This is a genomic window from Streptomyces sp. URMC 129, from assembly GCF_051386415.1.
In the GTDB taxonomy this organism is placed as follows: domain Bacteria; phylum Actinomycetota; class Actinomycetes; order Streptomycetales; family Streptomycetaceae; genus Streptomyces.
The window spans coordinates 1-19333 of sequence record NZ_JBPQTQ010000016.1; the positions used below are offsets into that span (position 1 = coordinate 1).

Sequence of the window (19333 nt, forward strand, 5' to 3'; positions counted from 1 at the left end):
CCCCCCCCCCCCCCCCCCCCCCCCCCCCCCGCTGCCAGATGACGGTCAGACGTCCATGACCACGGGCATGATCATCGGGCGCCTGCGGTAGGTGTCGGAGACCCACTTGCCCACCGTGCGGCGGATGAGTTGCTGCAGCTGGCGGGCCTCGACCACGCCGTCCTGGGCCGAGCGCGCGAGGACCTCGTCGATCTTCGGGATGACCGCGGCGAAGTCGGAGTCCTCGATGCCGGAGCCGCGCGAGTGGATGCTCGGGCCGCTGACGATCTTGCCCGTGCTGCTGTCCACCACCACGAAGATGGAGATGAACCCCTCGTCCCCGAGGATCCGGCGGTCCTTCAGGCTGGACTCGGTGATGTCACCGACCGACAGGCCGTCGACGTACACGTAGCCCGCCTGGACCTTGCCGGTGATCTTCGCCTTGCCGTCGATGAGGTCGACCACCACGCCGTCCTCGGCGATGACGATGCGTTCCGCGGGCACCCCGGTCGCCGCGCCCAGCTCCGCGTTGGCGCGCAGATGGCGCCATTCGCCGTGGACCGGCATCAGGTTCTTCGGCTGGCAGATGTTGTAGAAGTACAGCAGTTCGCCGGCCGAGGCGTGGCCCGAGACGTGGACGCGGGCGTTGCCCTTGTGGACGACGTTGGCGCCCCAGCGCGTCAGGCCGTTGATCACGCGGTAGACCGCGTTCTCGTTGCCGGGGATCAGGGAGGAGGCGAGGATCACCGTGTCCCCCTCCACGATGCGGATCTGGTGGTCGCGGTTGGCCATGCGCGACAGCGCCGCCATGGGCTCGCCCTGGGAGCCCGTGCAGACGAGGACCACCTCGTGGTCCGCCAGGTCGTCGAGCGTCTTCACGTCGACCACCAGTCCGGCGGGCACCCGCAGATAACCCAGGTCCCTGGCGATGCCCATGTTCCGCACCATCGAGCGGCCCACGAACGCGATCCTGCGGTTGTGCTCGTAAGCGGCGTCCACGATCTGCTGGATGCGGTGGACATGGCTGGCGAAGCTGGCCACGATGATGCGCTTCTCGGCGCGGGCGAAGACCTGGCGCAGCACGCCGGAGATCTCGCGCTCGGGCGAGACGAAGCCGGGCACCTCGGCGTTGGTCGAGTCGGACAGCAGCAGGTCGATGCCTTCCTCGCCGAGCCGGGCGAAGGCCCGCAGGTCGGTGAGGCGGCCGTCGAGCGGGAGCTGGTCCATCTTGAAGTCGCCCGTGTGGACGGCCATGCCCGCCGGGGTCCGGATGGCGACCGCGAGGGCGTCGGGGATGGAGTGATTGACCGCGACGAACTCGCAGTCGAAGGGACCGATCCGCTCGCGGTGCCCCTCCCTGACCTCCAGGGTGTACGGGCGGATGCGGTGCTCCTGGAGCTTGGCCTCCAGCAGCGCGAGCGTGAGCTTGGAACCGATGAGGGGGATGTCCGGCTTCTCGCGCAGCAGGAACGGTACGCCGCCGATGTGGTCCTCGTGCCCATGCGTCAGGACGATGCCGTCGATGTCGTCGAGGCGGTCCTTGATGGAGCTGAAGTCCGGCAGGATCAGGTCGATTCCGGGCTGCTCCTGCTCGGGAAAGAGCACGCCGCAGTCGACGATGAGCAGCCGGCCGCCGTATTCGAAGACGGTCATGTTCCGGCCGATCTCGCCGAGCCCGCCGAGCGGGGTAACGCGGAGACCACCCTCAGGAAGCTTCGGCGGCGGGCCGAGTTCTGGGTGCGGATGACTCAAGAGACTCTCCTGACCACGCGCGCCACACGCCCGGGGTAGGGCACGTGGCGCGCGTGACTGTGTGCACTGGTCGGTATTCAGTTATCACCCCGGACGCGGCGATCCGCGTCCCGGGCAACGTCTGTGTTGTCAGATCTGTACCCCACCGGCGGTCAGATCCCGCTTGAGCTGTTCGGTCTCCTCCTCGGTGAGGCCGATCAGGGGGAGCCGGAGGGGGCCGCCGGGCAGGCCCAGGAAGCCCAGGGCGGCCTTGGAGGTGATCACGCCCTGGGTGCGGAACATGCCGGTGAAGACCGGGAGCAGCTTCTGGTGGATCTCGGTCGCCTTGGCCACGTCGCCGCTGGTGTAAGCGTCGACGAGCGCGCGCAGCTCGGGGGTGACCACGTGGCCGACGACCGAGACGAAGCCCACCGCACCCACGGACAGCAGGGGCAGGTTGAGCATGTCGTCCCCCGAGTACCACGCGAGGCCGGTGGTGGCGATGGCCCAGCTCGCCCGGCCGAGGTCGCCCTTGGCGTCCTTGTTGGCGACGATGCGGGGGTGGGCGGCCAGCCGGACCATCGTCTCCGTGTTGATCGGCACGCCGCTGCGGCCGGGGATGTCGTAGAGCATGACCGGGAGGTCGGTGGCGTCCGCGATCGCGGTGAAGTGCCGGTAGAGGCCCTCCTGCGGCGGCTTGTTGTAGTACGGGGTGACGGTCAGCAGGCCGTGGGCCCCGGCCGCCTGGGCGGCCCGGGCCAGCTCGACGCTGTGCCGGGTGTCGTTGGTGCCGACGCCGGCCACGACGTGGGCACGGTCGCCGACGGCCTCCACCACGGCGCTGATCAGCCGGGTTTTCTCCGCATCGCTCGTCGTCGGGGACTCGCCGGTGGTGCCGTTGACGATCAGGCCGTCGTTGCCGGCGTCCACCAGGTGTGCGGCGAGCTGCTGCGCGCCGGCGAGGTCGAGCGATCCGTCCGCCGTGAATGGCGTGACCATGGCGGTCAGGACCCGTCCGAAGGGGGTCTGCGGTGTGGAGGTCGGAGCCATAGGTTCCACGCTACTCGCAGCTCAGCGGGTCCGGGGTCATCGGGGCGGGCAACGTGTGGATCCCGGCACTGCCTGCTCGGGGGTTCAGACAGCGCCGGGTCCGTTCTTTCACCCTAAATGAACTTCGCGAAATGTCGCAATACGGACACTTCGGTCGACCCCTGGGGCGGATCCGCCGGTGCCGCTAGGGCGCGACGCGGCCGTTCGCGTTGAAGGCCGCGTGCGTCAGGGGCATCAGGCGGGCCCACTCGGCCTCCATCCGCTCGCCCACCATCTCGATCTCGCGCTGCGGGAACGAGGGCACCTTCGCCCGCTCGTCCTGGGTGCGCAGCCCCAGGAAGTGCATCAGCGAGCGGGCGTTGCACGTGGCGTACATCGACGAGAACAGGCCGACCGGCAGCACCGCCCTGGCCACCTCCCTGGCCACCCCGGCGGCGAGCATCTCCTGATAGGCGGCGTACGCCTGCCGGTAGGAGTCCTCCATGACCTTGCCGACCAGAGCGTGCTGCTCGGGAGTGCCGGGCACGAAGTCGTACTTCCCGGGGCGCCCGCGCTGCACCAGCCTGCGGTCCTCCCCCGGCACGTAGAACACCGGGCTCAGCTCCCGGTACCGCCCGCTCTCCTCGTTGTACGACCAGCCGACGCGGTGCCGGTGGAACTCACGGAAGACGAAGATCGGGGCGCTGATCAGGAACGTCATCGAGTTGTGCTCGAACGGGCTGCCGTGCCGGTCCCGCATCAGATAGTTGATCAGGCCCCTGGAACGCTCCGGGTCCCGGCCGATCTCCTCGAGGGACTGCTCCCCCGCCGTGGACACGCGGGCCGCCCACAGCACGTCCGTGTCGGAGGCGCTGTGCTTGACCAGCTCTACGGTCACGTCACTGCGGAAACTGGGGGTGTCGGTCACCGTCGGATCCTTCCGTGTGGAACGCGACTCACCCTAAGGGCTGCCACTGACAACGCCCGCGGGCCGGCACCGGTCAAAACGGACTCCGCGTATCGAGTCGGATTCTTCCCCTGATAGATTTGTTTGAGGTCACTCAGGGGGAGGAACACTCGCATGGCGTACGACGACGGCTTCCACGGCGGCGTCACCCCGCCGCGCACCCGCCCGGCCGCCGGCCCGGCCCTCGGCAGCGTGCTCGTCGCGCTTGTCCTGATATGCGGGCTCATCGGGGCCGTGCTGCTGGCACGCCCCGCGCTGGATGTCGAACATCAGTCGGTTCCGGAGGTTCCCGAGGCGGCCGAAGGCCGCTGAAGCGCGGTAGCCTCACCGTTCACAGCACCACCCCCCACGTGATGTCTCTGTGAATGCGAACGAGGACCAGTCGTGCCCCTGCCCTTTCTCGCGGCCGACCACGACGCCGCCCCCCACGCGGCGGGGGAGCCGCTGCCGCACGCGGAACAGGACGCCTGGCGCCGTCCCTACCGCCCCGGCCCGTGCCGCGTGGCCGTCGCCGCGCTGACCCTGCTGATCGCGTCCTACATGCTGCTCTCCGCCCTGATCATCGTCATGGCGGGCTCACCGGCCGGCGCCACCGCCACCGGCCTCGCCGCCGCGCTGGCCATCGCCTTCGCGCTGCGGCTGCTGCGCATCGGCATCTGGGTCTGCCCGCACGGTCTACGCCGCGTCGGCCTGCTGACCACCACCACGCTGCGGTGGCGCGACATCGGCCGCGTCTCCACCGTGCAGCAGCCCGTGAAGTGGCTGGGGCTGCCGCGCAGCGTCCAGGGCCAGGCCCTGCGGATCGAGCGGCGCCGGGGCGAGCCGCTGCGCACGCTGCTCACCGATCACAACGCCGACTTCCTCTCCCGGCCGGGGGCGTTCGACCGCGCCGCGGACGTGCTGGAGGCGTGGGCGGCCGAGCACCGCTGAGACCGGCGCGCGGCCCCCGCGTCAGGCGTCGGCGCGCGAACGGCCCGCGCGCAGCGCGATCGCGTGCTGCATCGCCTTCCGGGCCCGCGGCGTGTCCCGCGCGTCGTGATACGCGACGGCCAGCCGGAACCAGCAGCGCCAGTCCTCCGGATTCGCCTCGGCCTCCGCGCGCCGCCGGACGAACACCGCGTCCGCCGCGGCCCGGTCGATACGGCCGCTGGGCGTGCGCGCCAGCTCGTCCACCGGCAGCCCGCCCTCGGCGTCCAGCTCCCGGGCGAGACGGTTGGCGTCCCGGACGAACCGCGCGCTGCGCCACAGGAACCACCCGCCGAGCAGCGGCAGCACCAGCACCGCCGCGCCCAGCGCCACGGTCACCCAGGTGCCCTCCAGGATCAGCAGCACCCCGCGGTGGCCGATGAGGCCCGCGTACACGAGCAGGGCCGCGCTCAGCGCCGCGTAACCCACCTTGGCGCGCACGGCTAGCCGTCCAGCTCCATGAAGTGCTCCAGGCCGAAGGTCAGGCCGGGCGCCCCGGAGATCCGGCGCACGCCGAGCAGGACGCCCGGCATGAACGAGCCGCGGTTCATGGAGTCGTGGCGGATGGTGAAGATCTCGCCCTCCTCACCGAACAGCACCTCCTGGTGCGCGACGAGCCCGCGCAGGCGGACGGCGTGCACCGGCACGCCGTCCACGTCCGCGCCCCGCGCGCCGTCCAGGGCGGTGCTGGTGGCGTCCGGCTGCGCGCCGAGCCCGGCGGCGCGGCGGGCCTCGGCGACGAGCTGGGCGGTGCGGACAGCGGTGCCGCTGGGGGCGTCGGCCTTGCCGGGGTGGTGCAGCTCCACGATCTCGACCGACTCGAAGAACCGCGCGGCCTGCTGCGCGAACCGCATCGTCAGCACGGCACCGATGCCGAAGTTGGGGGCGATCAGCACCCCGGTGCCGGGCGAGGCGGCCAGCCAGCCCCTGAGGGTGGCGAGCCGGTCCTCCGTCCAGCCGGTGGTGCCGACGACGCCGTGGATGCCGTTGCGGACGCAGAACTCCAGGTTGTCCATCACGGACTCCGGACGCGTCAGCTCCACGGCGACCTGGGCTCCGGCCTCGGTCAGCGTCTCCAGCTTGTCGCCACGGCCGAGGGCCGCGACCAGCTCCATGTCCGGCGCGTCCGTCACGGCACGGACGGCCTCGGACCCCATGCGACCACGGGCGCCGATCACGGCCACGCGCAGCTTGCTCATTCCACTCCTCTTCGGCCTCGTCGGCCTGTGCGGCCTCTTCGGTTCCGCCCGGCCGTCTAGCCGACGGCGCCGGGCAGGCGCGCGGTCTGCCGGTCGTTCAGCGGGCCGATGACGGACAGCGAGGGCCGGTGCCCGAGCACCTCGCGGGCGACCTGCCGGACGTCGTCCGGGGTGACCGCGGTGATCCGGTCCAGCATCTCATCCACCGAGAGCTGCCTTCCCCAGCAGATCTCGCTCTTGCCGAGCCGGTGCATCAGGGAGCCGGTGTCCTCCAGGCCGAGCACCGTGGAGCCGGCGAGCTGGCCGATGGCGCGGCGCGTCTCGTCGTCGCCGAGGCCGTGCTCGGCGACATCGGTGAGCTGGTCGCGGCAGATCTTCAGCACGTCGTCCAGCCGGTCGGGGCGGCAGCCGGCGTAGACGCCGAACAGGCCGCAGTCGGCGTAGCCGGAGGTGTGCGTGTAGATGTTGTAGGCCAGGCCGCGCTTCTCCCGGACCTCCTGGAACAGGCGGGAGCTCATGCCGCCGCCGAGCGCCGTGGACAGCACGTTGAGCGCCCAGCGGCGGTCGTCGTGGCGGGAGACGCCGGGCATGCCGAGCACGACGTGCGCCTGCTCGGTCGGGCGCTCGACCACGTCGACGCGGCCGGTGGCCTTGATGCCGCGCCGCCCGGAGCGCGGGCCGACGGGCTCGGCGTCCGCGGCGCCGAGCGCGCCCGCCCGGTCGAACGCGGCGGCGACCTGCGCCACCACGGCGGCGTGGTCCACGTTGCCCGCGGCGGTGACCACCAGGCGGGTGGGGTCGTAGTGGCGGCGGTAGAAGCGGGCGATCCGGTCGCGGGTCAGCGCGTTGACCGTCTCCTCCGTGCCGAGGACCGGTCGGCCCAGGGGGCTGTCGCCGAGGAGGGTGTGCGCGAACAGGTCGTGGACGCCGTCGCTCGGGTCGTCCTCGGTCATCGCGATCTCTTCGAGGATGACGCCGCGTTCGGCCTCCACGTCGTCGGCGGCGATGACCGAGCCGGTGAGCATGTCACAGACGACGTCGACGGCCAGCGGCAGGTCGCTGTCGAGGACGCGGGCGTAGTAGCAGGTGAACTCCTTGGTGGTGAAGGCGTTCATCTCGCCGCCGACCGCGTCGATGGCCGAGGAGATGTCCAGGGCGGTGCGCCGCTCGGTGCCCTTGAACAGCAGGTGTTCCAGGTAGTGGGTGGCGCCGTTGAGCGCCGGCGTCTCGTCGCGCGAGCCGACCCGGGCCCAGATGCCGAACGTGGCGGAGCGGACCGAGGGCACCGACTCGGTCAGGACGCGCAGGCCGCCGGGCAGCACGGTCCTGGCGACGGCGCCGGGGGCGTGCTCCGCGCCGCGCGGACGGGGCACGGCCCGCCCCACCTCGGCGGTGGGGCGGGCCGTCGCACGCGATGCCGTACGGGAGGGACGGATCACTGCTCGATGACGTCCTGCTCGGCGCCGGCCTCGGCCTCGGCGGCACCGCTCTCGGCGGCCTCGTCCAGGACCGGGACCAGGGAGAGCTTGCCCCGCTGGTCGATCTCGGCGATCTCGACCTGCACCTTCTGGCCGACACCGAGCACGTCGTCCACGTTCTCCACGCGCTTGCCGCCGGCCAGCTTGCGGATCTGCGAGATGTGCAGCAGACCGTCCTTGCCGGGCAGCAGGGAGACGAACGCGCCGAAGGTCGTCGTCTTCACGACGGTGCCCAGGTACCGCTCGCCGACCTCGGGCATCGTCGGGTTGGCGATGCCGTTGATCGTGGCGCGGGCGGCCTCCGCGGACGGGCCGTCGGCGGCACCGATGTAGATCGTGCCGTCGTCCTCGATGGTGATGTCGGCGCCGGTGTCCTCCTGGATCTGGTTGATCATCTTGCCCTTGGGGCCGATGACCTCGCCGATCTTGTCCACCGGGATCTTGACGGTGATGATCCGCGGCGCGTTCGGCGACATCTCGTCCGGGACGTCGATGGCCTCGCTCATCACGTCGAGGATGTGCAGCCGGGCGTCACGGGCCTGCTTCAGCGCGGCGGCCAGCACGGAGGCCGGGATGCCGTCGAGCTTGGTGTCGAGCTGGAGCGCGGTGACGAACTGCCGCGTGCCGGCGACCTTGAAGTCCATGTCGCCGTACGCGTCCTCGGCGCCGAGGATGTCGGTGAGGGTGACGTAGTGGGTCTCGCCCTCGATCTCCTGGGAGATCAGGCCCATGGCGATGCCGGCCACCGGCGCCCTCAGCGGCACACCGGCGTTCAGCAGCGACATGGTGGAGGCGCAGACCGAGCCCATCGAGGTGGAGCCGTTGGAGCCGAGCGCCTCGGAGACCTGGCGGATGGCGTACGGGAACTCCTCGCGGCTGGGCAGCACCGGGATCAGGGCCCGCTCGGCGAGCGCGCCGTGGCCGATCTCGCGGCGCTTCGGGGAGCCGACGCGGCCGGTCTCACCGGTGGAGTAGGGCGGGAAGTTGTAGTTGTGCATGTACCGCTTGCGGGTCACCGGGGACAGCGTGTCGAGCTGCTGCTCCATCCGGAGCATGTTCAGCGTGGTGACGCCCAGGATCTGGGTCTCGCCGCGCTCGAACAGCGCCGAGCCGTGCACCCGCGGGATCGCCTCGACCTCGGCGGCCAGGGTGCGGATGTCGGTGACGCCGCGGCCGTCGATGCGGACCTTGTCGCGGATGACGCGCTCGCGGACCAGCTCCTTGGTGAGCGAGCGGTAGGCGGCGGAGATCTCCTTCTCGCGCCCCTCGAACTGCGGCAGCAGCTTCTCCGCGGCGACCGTCTTGACGCGGTCCAGCTCGGTCTCGCGCTCCTGCTTGCCGGCGATGGTCAGGGCCTGCGCCAGCTCGTCGCGGACGGCGGCCGACAGCGCCTCGTAGACGTCGTCCTGGTAGTCCAGGAAGACGGGGAACTCGCCGGTGGGCTTGGCGGCCTTGGCGGCGAGGTCCGACTGGGCCTTGCACAGCGCCTTGATGAACGGCTTGGCCGCCTCCAGGCCGGCCGCGACGACCTCCTCGGTCGGGGCCTGGGCACCGCCCTTGATCAGCTCGATCGTCTTCTCGGTGGCCTCGGCCTCGACCATCATGATCGCGACGTCGCCGTCCGGCAGGACACGGCCGGCGACGACCATGTCGAAGACGGCCTCCTCCAGCTCCGTGTGGGTCGGGAACGCCACCCACTGGCCGCGGATCAGGGCCACGCGGGTGCCGCCGATGGGGCCGGAGAACGGCAGGCCGGCGAGCTGCGTGGAGCAGGACGCGGCGTTGATGGCGACCACGTCGTAGAGGTGGTCGGGGTTGAGGGCCATGATCGTCTCGACGATCTGGATCTCGTTGCGCAGGCCCTTCTTGAACGAGGGGCGCAGCGGGCGGTCGATGAGGCGGCAGGTGAGGATGGCGTCCTCGGAGGGCCGCCCCTCGCGCCGGAAGAAGGAGCCGGGGATCTTCCCGGCTGCGTACATCCGCTCCTCGACGTCGACCGTCAGCGGGAAGAAGTCGAGCTGGTCCTTCGGCGTCTTGGACGCGGTGGTGGCCGACAGCACCATGGTGTCGTCGTCCAGGTAGGCAACGGCGGAGCCGGCCGCCTGCCTGGCGAGCCGGCCCGTCTCGAAGCGAATGGTGCGGGTGCCGAAGGAGCCGTTGTCGATGACGGCCTCGGCGTAGTGGGTCTCGTTCTCCACCTTGGAAAATCTCCTCTTCTGTGCCCCGCCGACCTCGGCGGGGCGGTGAGGTGGAGCGCCTCCGGACTGGCCGGCCATCGATCGAAGCCCCCGGGGGATGGACGCCCGGAAGCCACTACCGAGGACCGGCGATGTGCGAAGGGGCCCCGCCCCGTGCGTTCGTCGTTTTCGTCGTTTTCTCGGTCGTGCCGCTGGAACCAGCCTACAAAGGCACGCGGTTCCCGGCTCGGTTTCCGTCCCTGACGGAAACCGGATACGGCGAAGGGAGCGGCCCCCTGCGGGTGGCCGCTCCCTCTCGCGCGTCTTACCTGGCGCCCGCCGCGCCGCGGCGGATGCCGAGCCGCTCCACGAGGGTGCGGAAGCGCTGGATGTCCTTGCGCGCCAGGTACTGCAGCAGGCGGCGGCGCTGGCCGACCAGGAGCAGCAGGCCCCGGCGGGAGTGGTGGTCGTGCTTGTGGATCTTCAGGTGCTCGGTCAGGTCCGAGATGCGGCGGGACAGCAGAGCCACCTGGACCTCGGGGGAGCCGGTGTCGCCCTCTTTGGTGGCGAACTCGGCGATGATCTTCTGCTTCGTGGCGGCGTCGAGCGACGACACACGTACTCCTTGACGTTGTCCGATCTGGCCACCGAGTGCCCCTGGGCTGATCCACAGGGGAGCTTCCGGAACTCGGGAGGCGGGGTCCGCTGAGCGCTTCCTCCAGAAGAATCCGGGGGCGCGTACGCAAACGGCCGGTAAGCAGGCTACAACAGGATGGCCCCGCGAGCACATCCGCCCTGCTCAGCCGCTGGTCAGCCCCCTGGCCTCGGCGTATACGTCGAGCACCGCCAGACAGAGCGGGATCAGCGACAGCAGCACGGCGCTCTCGGTGAGGTCGAGGACCCTGCCCCAGAACGGGGTGAGCCCGGCGCGGGGCACGATCAGCGCGATCGCCGCGAGCATACCCGTGGCCACGGTGAGGGCCGCGGCCAGCCACAGGGTGCGCAGGCCCGGGTCGCCGCCGCCGGCGGTGGACGCGTCGGTGGCGAAGCCGAGGACGAGCAGCGCCAGGGACACCAGGCCGGCGGTCAGCAGCACCGCCACCTGAACGGCGTAACGGAAGAGGCGCGCGCGGGTCAGCAGCGCCACGCCGGTGGCCAGGGCGAGCAACTGTCCCCAGCCGCTGTCGGAGAAGCCGAGGACGGCGACGGCGGCGGTCGCGAGGACGGCGCAGCCGCCGGTCAGCCCGAGCAGGATCTGGTGGCCGCGGCGGGCCTGGGCGGCGATGCGCGCGGTGTCGACCGGCCCGTCGGCGCCCTGCTGCGGCTCGGACGCGGACGTCTCGTAGCCCGGACGGGGGGCGGTGTAGCCGATGGGCAGCCGGACGAGGCTCGCCGCCAGGGCGGGCAGGAAGGCCAGCGCGCCCAGCGCGACGGGCGCGCAGACGGCGGCGGTCCCGACGGGGTCGGCCTCGGTGACCACGGCGAGGAACGTGGCGACGGTGGCGAGCGTCGCGGCGCTCGCCGCGGCCACGAACCAGGCGGCGGCCTCCGGCATGGCGGCGATCAGGACGACGGAGACGAGAAGGACGGCGGCGCAGCCGAGCATCAGCTCCAGGCGGCCGACGCCGTGGCCGTCGTCGAGGGGCAGCACGCCGGTGCCGCCGACGAAGGCGTGCGGCAGGGCGGCCAGGCCGAAGGCGACGGCGGCGGCACCGTCCGCGTAGACTCGGGCGCGGACGGCGGCGAAGGCCAGGAGGAGGAGCGCGAGGACGCCCGCGAGGACACCGGGCAGCCCGTGCATCTCGTGGCGGTCCGGCTCGCCGAACCACAGCACGGCGGCGGTGAGCGCGCCGAGGACGGCGGCGGCGGTGAGGCCGGCCAGCCGCAGCATCCGGTCCTGCCACAGCCGCCGGTCGCCGCCGGTCGCGTCCGCGACGGCGTCCGTGACGTCGTCGTGGACGGGTGGCGGGAGGGAGTCGGCGAAGGGACGCAGGGTCAGCACGTCGCCGTCCAGGACGCGCTGGGCGCCGAGGGTGCGGGAGCCGTCCAGCACCGTGCCGTCCCGGCGGACCAGGTGGTAGCCGACCGGCGCCTCCTGGTCGGGCGTCTGGCCGGTGAGGCGGAGGATCTCGGGGTAGAGGTCGGCCAGCGGGACGTCCTCGGGCAGTGCCATGTCGGTGCGGCTCGTCGGCGCGGCGACGGTGATGCGGCAGAAGCCGGTGGCTGCGGTCGTGCTCACGGAAAACGACTCCCCTCCCCTTGCGCACGCAACTGCGGTCGCCACCTTACCCGCTGCCCATGGGGCGCCACCGACTGTCAGCGCCGCCCACTAGGATCGGCTGGCGACGCGACAATCCAGCCGTTGGCGCGGGGGGTTTGATGAGCCAGATCGTAGTGAAGCGGCCACCGAGGGCGCTGCCGAGGAAGCTGCCCGACGAGGCCGTCGCGCTGCTGCCGCCGCCCGAGCTGCCCAAGGGGCAGCAGGAGGGCGTGCTGATGCAGATCATGCCGATGCTCGGCATGGGCTCGTCGGTGGTGTTCTTCTTCATGCCGGGCGCGCATCCGTTCATGCGGATCATGGGGATGCTGATGATGGTCTCCACGGCCGCCATGCTCGTGGCGATGATCGTCCGCGTCCGGCGGGGCACCCAGGGGCAGATGGCGCAGATGCGGCGGGACTATCTCAAGTATCTGGCCCGCACCCGGCAGGAGGTGCGGGAGACGGCGCGGGAGCAGCGGGACACCCAGCTGTATCTGCACCCCGCGCCGGAGCAGTTGTGGGCGCTGGTCGCCGAGGGCAGCCGGGTGTGGGAGCGGCGGCCGGGCGACGCGGACTTCGGGCAGGTGCGGCTCGGTCTCGGCGAGCATCAGCTCGCGACGCCGCTGATAGCACCGCACACCGCGCCCGTGGAGGAGCTGGAGCCGCTGACGGCCGGGGCGATGCGGCGCTTCCTGGCGACGCACAGCACTGTGCAGGAGCTGCCCATGGCGGTGTCGCTGCGCGGCTTCTACCGGGTGACGCTGGCGGGCGACGCGGAGACCGCGTACGGCGTGGCGCGTGCCCTGGTGGCGGCGCTGACGGCACTGCACTCGCCGGAGGACGTGACGCTGGCGGTGGTGGCGGCCGGCGAGGAGGCGGCGGACCGCTGGGAGTGGACCAAGTGGCTGCCGCACACCCAGTCGGCGTCGCTGGACGGGGCGGGCACGCGGCGGCTCATCGGCGGCAGCGTGCCGGACGTGGAGGAGGAGCTGGCGGGGCGGCTGGAGGGGCGGGGACGGTTCTCGCCGCACGGTAAGCCGGTGCCCGACCAGCCGCACGTGGTGCTGCTGCTGGACGGCGTGCGGATCCCGCCGCACTCGGCGTTCGCCGGGGCGGAGGGGTTGCAGGGCGTCACCGTGGTGGAGATCGCGCCGGGCGAGGCGGGCCCGGCGCGGAGCGGTCTCTCGGTCTTCTGCGCGGCCGGGCTGCTGCGGCTGGAGGCGCCGGACGGCTCGGTGTTCGAGGGCGAGCCCGATGTGCTGCCGTCGGCGGCGGCCGAAGCGCTGGCGCGGCAGTTGGCGCCGCTGCGGCTGAGCTCGGCCGTGGACGACGACGACGAGCCGCTGCTGGCGAACCTGGACTTCGCGGATCTGCTGGGCCTGGGCGACCCGGCGTCGGTCGACGTGGCGCGGACGTGGCGGCCGAGGTCCGCGGGCGAGCGGCTGCGGGTGCCGATCGGCGTCGACGAGGAGGGCCAGCCGGTGATGCTGGACCTCAAGGAGGCGGCCCAGGAGGGCATGGGCCCGCACGGGCTGTGCGTGGGCGCGACCGGATCCGGCAAGTCGGAGCTGCTGCGGACCCTGGTGCTGGGCCTGGCGGTCACCCACACGTCCGAGACGCTGAACTTCGTGCTGGCGGACTTCAAGGGTGGCGCCACGTTCACCGGGATGGCCGGGCTGCCGCACGTGTCGGCGGTCATCACGAACCTGTCGGACGACCTGACGCTGGTCGACCGCATGGGTGACTCGATCCGAGGCGAGTTGCAGCGGCGGCAGGAGCTGCTGCGGGCCGCGGGGAACTACGCGAATCTGGGCGACTACGAGCGGGCGCGGGCGGCGGGCGCGCCGCTGGAGCCGCTGGCCTCGCTGGTGCTGGTGATCGACGAGTTCAGCGAACTGCTGACGGCGAAGCCGGACTTCATCGACATGTTCATCCAGATCGGCCGCATCGGCCGGTCGCTGGGCGTGCATCTGCTGCTGGCCTCGCAGCGGCTGGAGGAAGGCCGGCTGAAGGGGCTGGACACGTATCTGTCGTACCGGATCGGCCTGCGGACGTTCTCGGCGGCCGAGTCGCGGACGGCGATCGGCGTGCCGGACGCGTATCACCTGCCGCAGGTGCCGGGTTCGGGGCTGCTGAAGGCCGGGACCGACCAGATGACGCGGTTCAAGGCGGCGTACGTCTCGGGTCCGTACCGGGAGCCGGCGGCCAAGCCGGAGGCGACCGGGCCGCGCCCGCTGCGGCGGCGGCCCGTGGTGTTCACGGCGGCGCCGGTGCCGGTCCGGTACGCGGATCCCGGGCCGGGCCCGGAGCCGGCCGCGGCCGACGGCGGCCGGCCCGGCGCGCCTGCCGACGATCCGCTGGCCGACTCGGTGCTGGACGTGATCGTGCGGCGGCTGGAGGGCCAGGGCCCGGCGGCCCATCAGGTGTGGCTGCCGCCGCTGGAGGACGCGCCGACGATGGACGAGCTGCTGCCGGGCCTGAGCGTGCTGGAGGGCCGGGGGCTGCAGGCGGCCGGTGCGTCGGGCGGGCTGTCCGTCCCGCTGGGTCTGGTGGACAAGCCGTTCGAGCAGCGCCGGGAGGTGCTGCGCCGGGACTTCTCGGGTGCCGGCGGGAACATGCTGATCGTCGGCGGCCCCCAGTCCGGCAAGTCGACGCTGCTGCGCACGCTGGTGGCGTCGTTCGCGCTCACGCACACGCCGCGGGAAGTGCAGTTCTACGGGCTGGACTTCGGCGGTGGCGGCCTGTCCGCGGTGGAGGGCCTGCCGCACGTGGGCGGCATCGCCTCCCGGCTGGACCCGGACCGGGTGCGCCGCACGGTGTCCGAGGTGGCCGGAGTCCTGGCGCGGCGTGAGGAGTTCTTCCGGCGCGAGGGGATCGACTCGGTGGCCACCTACCGCCGCCTGCGGGCCGCGGGGCGGCTTCCCGACGAGCCGTGGGGGGACGTCTTCCTGCTGGTCGACGGGTGGGCGGCGTTCCGGCAGGACTACGACATGACGCTGGCGCCCGTCATCACGGACATCGCCGCGCGGGGCCTGGGGTACGGCATCCACCTGGTCGTCACGGCCTCGCGGTACATGGAGATGCGGCCCGCGCTGAAGGACCAGTTGACGAACCGGCTGGAGCTGCGGCTCGGCGACACGCTGGACTCGGAGTTCGACCGCAAGGTCGCCGCCGCCGTCCCGGCCGGCGTCCCGGGGCGGGGCCAGACGCCCGACAAGCTGCACTGGATGGCGGCACTGCCCCGCATGGACGGGATCAGCCGCGCCGGCGACCTCGGGGAGGGCACGGCCGCCCTGGTCGACGCGGTCCGCGCGGCCTGGGACGGTCAGCAGGCGCCCGCCGTCCGGCTGTTGCCGTCGCGTCTGGCCGCGCGGGACCTGCCGAAGGGCTTCGAGCGGCCGGCGGAGGGCATCGCGATCGGCGTGAGCGAGACCGATCTGGAGCCCGTGTTCGTCAACTTCGAGAAGGACCCGTTCCTGCTGGTCGTCGGGGAGAGCGAGTCGGGCAAGTCCGCGGCGCTGCGGCTGATCATGCACAAGCTGGCCGAGCGCTACTCCACGGACGAGGCGCGGTTCATCGTCGCGGACTACCGCCGCTCCCTCATGGCGGCGGCCCCGGAGGGGTTCGTCGCCAGCTACTCCACGACGGAGGCGCGACTCACGCAGGACGTGGTCTCCGTCAAGGGCATCTTCGAGAAGCGCGCCCCCCGCGACGACATCAGCATCGAGGAACTGCGCGCCCGCAGTTGGTGGACCGGACCCCGGCTGTTCGTCATCGTCGACGACTACGACCTGGTGGCGACCGCCAAGAACCCGCTGCCGGTGCTGGCCGAACACCTGCCGTACGCCCGGGACGTCGGGATCAGCTTCATCATCGCCAGGAACGCCTCGGGCATCTCCCGGGCCATCTTCGAGCCCCTGCTCCAGCGGATGCGGGACCTCGGCGCCCAGGGCATCATCCTGTCCGGCGACCCCAAGGAAGGCGAGATCCTCCCGTCCGTCCGCCCCCGCCCCCTCCCCCCGGGCCGCGCGCTGTTCGCCACCCGGCGCCGCGGACAGCCGCTCATCCAGCTCGGCTGGCAGCCCGAGGAGTGACGGCCGGGGCCGGGCGGCCGTGCGGTCGGCATGCCGTCGGGCACGGCGACGGGCGGTGCTGACGCTCTCTCAGCACCGCCCGGGGCACCCGGTCTTGTCTTCCGGGCCCGTTCAGCCACCCATCATGCGGCTGGCGTTCCTGAGGTCCACTGCCCGGTACGAAACCCCGGCCGTGTCGAGCGCGCTGCCGGTCTTGGCCAGCACGACGCTCAGCTTTCCCAGCTCCTCGTCGAAGACCCGCATGTTCGCCTCGAAGGCGCGCATCGCCTCGCCGTCCCAGCCGGCCGAGGCGGTCCGGAGGGCACCGCGCAGCGCGATCATCCGCTCCAGAAGCTGCCGCTCCTCCGCCATCAACCCCTCGGACCCGGAGTTGAGGGCCTCGTACACGACGCTGATGTCACCCATGGATTCTTTCCTTCCAGTTCCTCGGACGTTCCCGCGGGCCTCAGGCGAGATTGTCGATCGACGGATTGCCCATGTCCTGGAGGCCGGATTGGGCGAGCCTCATGTCGGCGATCTGCTCCTGCTCCTGCTCCGTGAAGTCGTTGCGGCTCATCTCGACGAGCGTGCGCAGGTTCTCCAGGGCCTTGATCAGGCGGTTGAGGTTGAAGTTGGCGTCGGTCTGCCCCGAGTAGAACTGCCGGGACGCGTCTCCGGCCCACCCCGTGGCGACCTGATCGGTGGCGGCCGACAGCTTGCCGTGGCTGTTGTTGAGGAGCCCGATCTCCTGATCGAGCGCGGTGAGCAGCGAACGGATCTGTTCTTCATTAAGAAGCAGGTCGCTGCCGGATGCGGAATCGGACATGTACTACCCCTCTCGTGGTTGGTGCGTGTTTGTCTGTCAGACGGACGTCGTGTGACGCCGCCGGTTGAAGATCACCGCGGACAGCACCCCGACGACCAGGAGGACCGCCACTCCCCCGATCAGGACCCACGGGCCGACGCCGCCGTCGTCGCCGTCCGCCTCCGCCGCCGGCTCCCCGGAAGGGTTCGACGCGTCGTCCGTCGCCGCGGCCTCCGAGGGCTCAGGCTCGGGCTCCGGCTGCGGCTCGGGGGACACGGGCGGGTCGATGGATGCCTCGTACTCGGGGAAGAGCGGATTGACGGCGGGATCCCCCGGCTCGACGCCGTCGAGGATGACACGATCGGGGCGGATCATGCCGTAACCGACGTAGTCGTCACGGTCGGCGCCCTCGGGGGCGTCGGCCGTCTCCATCATGGCGCGGAGAACCTGGTTCTTCGTCCAGTCCGGATGCGCGGACCGGATGAGGGCGGCGGATGCGGAGGCGAGGGCGGTGGCCGCGCTCGTGCCGCCCTCGTTCCGCAGACACGGATCTCCGTGAAGCTGCGGACAGTACGTCGGAATGTCGTCGCCGGGTGCCGCGAACGCGATATGGGGGCCGTGATTCGAGTAACGAGCTCGATCCCCGTTCCGGTCGACCGCCGCGACGGCGATGACGCCCTCACGATCGGCAGGGAAATAGGACTCGTTCGTCGTGTCGCCGTCGTTCCCCGCTCCCGCGAAGATCAATACGTCCTGACGGGCGGCCTCGGCCAGCGCGGCGTCCACGAGCTCCCGCTCCGCGCCGATCTCCTCCATCACCAAGGAAATGTTGATGATCTGGGCACCGGCATCGACGGCATACTCGATCGCCGCGGCTATCCGTGACTCCACGTCGAAGTCCCAGTCCTGGTCATTCGCCACCCGGATGGGAAGGATCTGGGCCTCAGGGGCGAGACCGACAAGACCCCCGCCCGCGCCCGTACCGGCGATGAGGGCCGCCATGATGGTGCCGTGGCCGTCCTCGTCGTTGTTCGGCCCCTCCCAGTCCCAGTTCAGGTCCTCGCCTTCCAGCACCTGCCCTGCCAGCTCTGGCCGTGAGTCATCCACGCCGGTGTCGACGACGGCGACGGTGACGCCCTCTCCCCTCGTGTGCTCCCACACCTCTTCAATGCGCCAGGTCTCCATGTACCAGGGATCCCGAGGGCCTTCGGCCGCTGCGGCGGGCGTGAGAGCCACACTCCCCAGCAGCGCCACGGCCAGTGAGCAGGCAACGGCCCGGCCGCCACGTGAAAGGGCGGTTGGTCGGTGCGGCATGTACTCAGGTGTCCTTCCCCGGTTGGTCGCTGTCTTCCCGCCTGTCACCACGCCGGCGGCGGCGCGTCGGTGCGGCCGTCCGCGTGACGGAGGCGTGGCGGCCGGCCGGTTTGCCGACGAGGCCGCCTCCCGCTCCGCGCACCGCTCCCGTGACGGGATCCCGTACCGCCGGAACGGCGCCGGAACCGATGGCCACGCCGTGCGGGATCCCTCTCGTCAGCCTCTCGGCCGGACGCGCGATGCCGCCGACGACGCCCCGGGGGCCCGGCAGGTGCGGCATCGCCCCCACGGCGCCGGGCATACCGGCCATGGGAGGCCGCCCCACCATGGATGCCTGCGCCGCGGGACTCACGACCTGAGCCGTCGAACGCGCGGCCGGGTGGGCATCCGCGCCCGAGGGGCTGACGCCGGGCACCGACGGACGGCCGACGGCCTGGGGCGTCGCCCGAGGCGCGGTGTTCTGCCCCGGCAACGAGCGCCCGGTGCCCGGCGCGATCGGCGGGAGGCCCGGCGGCACTCCGACCGTGGGCTGCGCGGCTGGAGGCGGAGCGGACGGTGCGGGGTTTACCGGCGGCGCCGCGGGCGCCACTACGTCGGGAACCGGCCCCGCCGAGTCCAGTGACGTCCCGATCCGGCTGTCGACGGGCGTCACGGTGCCGGGCGTCGTGACGGCTCCGACCCCTTGGGTGCCGACCGCGCCCGGCTCGGGCGCGTACTCCACCCGGGCGGCACCCGGCGTTCCCGCGACGGCGCCTCCCGTGACCGAACCGCCTGCCGGGGCCGAGGTGCCACTGTACGGCTGAGCACCGCCGGCCCAGGACCCCCCGGCATCACCGCCTTCCGGAACGAGGACTCTCTCCGCATCGACGCTCAGCGGCTGGAACCGCGGTTCCTCCGCCGCTGACATCGACTCAACGGCCGTGCGGTAGCGGGACGACAGGGTGGTCAGGACCTGGATGGCGTCCTGTCGGCTGTCCTCGGCCTGCAGGGTCTCCTCCACCGTGGGCAGCACGCTCGGCACGACGTAGTCGGGAGACTGGACCGGGGGCATGGAGGAACGGGCCTCGGACAGGGCCGTGCCCGCTTCCAGCATGCTCTTGCCGATGATCGTCGCGTACGAGCTGAGGGCCAGGGATTCGCGGCGGAAGTGCTCTCCCCACGCGCGGATCGACTCGGCCGCCTCGCCCTGCCACTCCAGGTTGGCCATCCGGGTCGCGATCACCTGGCCCACCTCGAAGAAGTAGGGGGCGATCTCGCCCAGGAAGTGCGCCCGGTCCGTCAGGGCCTCGGGGTTGCCGGCGGCGACCATCGCCGCCAGTTGTTCGTGCGAGTGGTTCTCGAACTCACTCATGACC

The 19333-nt window shown here is 71.8% G+C and carries 16 protein-coding genes; 3 read left to right on the forward strand and 13 right to left on the reverse strand.

Annotated elements, in window-relative coordinates; all coding sequences use genetic code 11:
- Positions 1–45: 45 nt before the first annotated feature.
- From ACSNOC_RS05410 to thyX, 3 genes are all read right to left on the reverse strand, one after another.
- On the reverse strand, positions 46–1731 hold the full coding sequence (locus tag ACSNOC_RS05410) for a ribonuclease J (protein WP_436746080.1): 1686 nt from the start codon (positions 1729–1731) through the stop codon (positions 46–48).
- A 129-nt stretch (positions 1732–1860) separates the two neighbouring features.
- Complete coding sequence (gene dapA, locus ACSNOC_RS05415) at positions 1861–2760, reverse strand: 4-hydroxy-tetrahydrodipicolinate synthase (RefSeq protein ID WP_436746081.1); 900 nt, start codon at positions 2758–2760, stop codon at positions 1861–1863.
- A 184-nt stretch (positions 2761–2944) separates the two neighbouring features.
- Positions 2945–3667: an FAD-dependent thymidylate synthase gene (gene thyX / locus ACSNOC_RS05420; protein ID WP_436746082.1), complete on the reverse strand. Its 723-nt coding sequence runs from the start codon at positions 3665–3667 to the stop codon at positions 2945–2947.
- Between the two features lie 153 nt (positions 3668–3820).
- Between thyX and ACSNOC_RS05425 the strand changes: the two genes are divergently transcribed.
- Together ACSNOC_RS05425 and ACSNOC_RS05430 are read left to right on the forward strand one after the other, a co-directional pair.
- A complete protein-coding gene (locus ACSNOC_RS05425; RefSeq protein WP_436746083.1) occupies positions 3821–4018 on the forward strand; it encodes a hypothetical protein in 198 nt (65 codons plus the stop codon).
- A gap of 72 nt (positions 4019–4090) precedes the next feature.
- Positions 4091–4636 carry a hypothetical protein gene (locus tag ACSNOC_RS05430; RefSeq protein ID WP_436746084.1) on the forward strand — a complete coding sequence of 182 codons (546 nt, stop codon included), beginning with the start codon at positions 4091–4093 and terminating at the stop codon, positions 4634–4636.
- A 21-nt stretch (positions 4637–4657) separates the two neighbouring features.
- Here ACSNOC_RS05430 and ACSNOC_RS05435 read toward each other — a convergent pair whose 3' ends face one another.
- The 6 genes from ACSNOC_RS05435 to eccD all read right to left on the reverse strand — a co-directional run bounded on the left by ACSNOC_RS05435 (position 4658) and on the right by eccD (position 11765).
- Positions 4658–5113 carry a hypothetical protein gene (locus tag ACSNOC_RS05435; RefSeq protein WP_436746085.1) on the reverse strand — a complete coding sequence of 152 codons (456 nt, stop codon included), beginning with the start codon at positions 5111–5113 and terminating at the stop codon, positions 4658–4660.
- Between the two features lie 2 nt (positions 5114–5115).
- Entirely contained in the window at positions 5116–5871 is a 756-nt protein-coding gene (dapB, locus tag ACSNOC_RS05440) for a 4-hydroxy-tetrahydrodipicolinate reductase (protein ID WP_436746086.1), read from the reverse strand.
- Between the two features lie 56 nt (positions 5872–5927).
- Positions 5928–7310, reverse strand: a complete 1383-nt coding sequence (locus ACSNOC_RS05445) for a M16 family metallopeptidase (protein ID WP_436746087.1) — start codon at positions 7308–7310, stop codon at positions 5928–5930.
- On the reverse strand, positions 7307–9547 hold the full coding sequence (locus ACSNOC_RS05450) for a polyribonucleotide nucleotidyltransferase (RefSeq protein ID WP_436746088.1): 2241 nt from the start codon (positions 9545–9547) through the stop codon (positions 7307–7309). The genes ACSNOC_RS05445 and ACSNOC_RS05450 overlap by 4 nt, the downstream gene beginning before the upstream one ends.
- A gap of 304 nt (positions 9548–9851) precedes the next feature.
- Complete coding sequence (rpsO, locus tag ACSNOC_RS05455) at positions 9852–10142, reverse strand: 30S ribosomal protein S15 (RefSeq protein WP_436746089.1); 291 nt, start codon at positions 10140–10142, stop codon at positions 9852–9854.
- A 183-nt stretch (positions 10143–10325) separates the two neighbouring features.
- Positions 10326–11765, reverse strand: a complete 1440-nt coding sequence (gene eccD / locus ACSNOC_RS05460; protein ID WP_436746090.1) for a type VII secretion integral membrane protein EccD — start codon at positions 11763–11765, stop codon at positions 10326–10328.
- 140 nt (positions 11766–11905) lie between these two features.
- Here eccD and eccCa point away from each other — a divergent pair, with 140 nt between their 5' ends.
- Positions 11906–15880, forward strand: coding sequence for a type VII secretion protein EccCa (gene eccCa / locus ACSNOC_RS05465; RefSeq protein WP_436746091.1), 3975 nt, complete (start codon positions 11906–11908; stop codon positions 15878–15880).
- A gap of 111 nt (positions 15881–15991) precedes the next feature.
- On the opposite strand, the gene ACSNOC_RS05470 is transcribed toward eccCa, so the two are convergent.
- The 4 genes from ACSNOC_RS05470 to ACSNOC_RS05485 all read right to left on the reverse strand — a co-directional run bounded on the left by ACSNOC_RS05470 (position 15992) and on the right by ACSNOC_RS05485 (position 19329).
- The gene (locus ACSNOC_RS05470) at positions 15992–16285 is read right to left on the reverse strand and encodes a WXG100 family type VII secretion target (RefSeq protein ID WP_436746092.1); all 294 of its coding nucleotides are present in this window, start codon (positions 16283–16285) and stop codon (positions 15992–15994) included.
- A gap of 40 nt (positions 16286–16325) precedes the next feature.
- Complete coding sequence (locus ACSNOC_RS05475; protein WP_436746093.1) at positions 16326–16685, reverse strand: WXG100 family type VII secretion target; 360 nt, start codon at positions 16683–16685, stop codon at positions 16326–16328.
- A 36-nt stretch (positions 16686–16721) separates the two neighbouring features.
- Positions 16722–17849 (reverse strand): type VII secretion-associated serine protease mycosin, encoded by a 1128-nt coding sequence (mycP, locus tag ACSNOC_RS05480; RefSeq protein WP_436746094.1) that lies wholly within the window; start codon positions 17847–17849, stop codon positions 16722–16724.
- Positions 17850–17982: 133 nt separating this feature from the next.
- Positions 17983–19329, reverse strand: coding sequence for a hypothetical protein (locus ACSNOC_RS05485; protein WP_436746095.1), 1347 nt, complete (start codon positions 19327–19329; stop codon positions 17983–17985).
- Between the last annotated feature and the right edge of the window lie 4 nt (positions 19330–19333).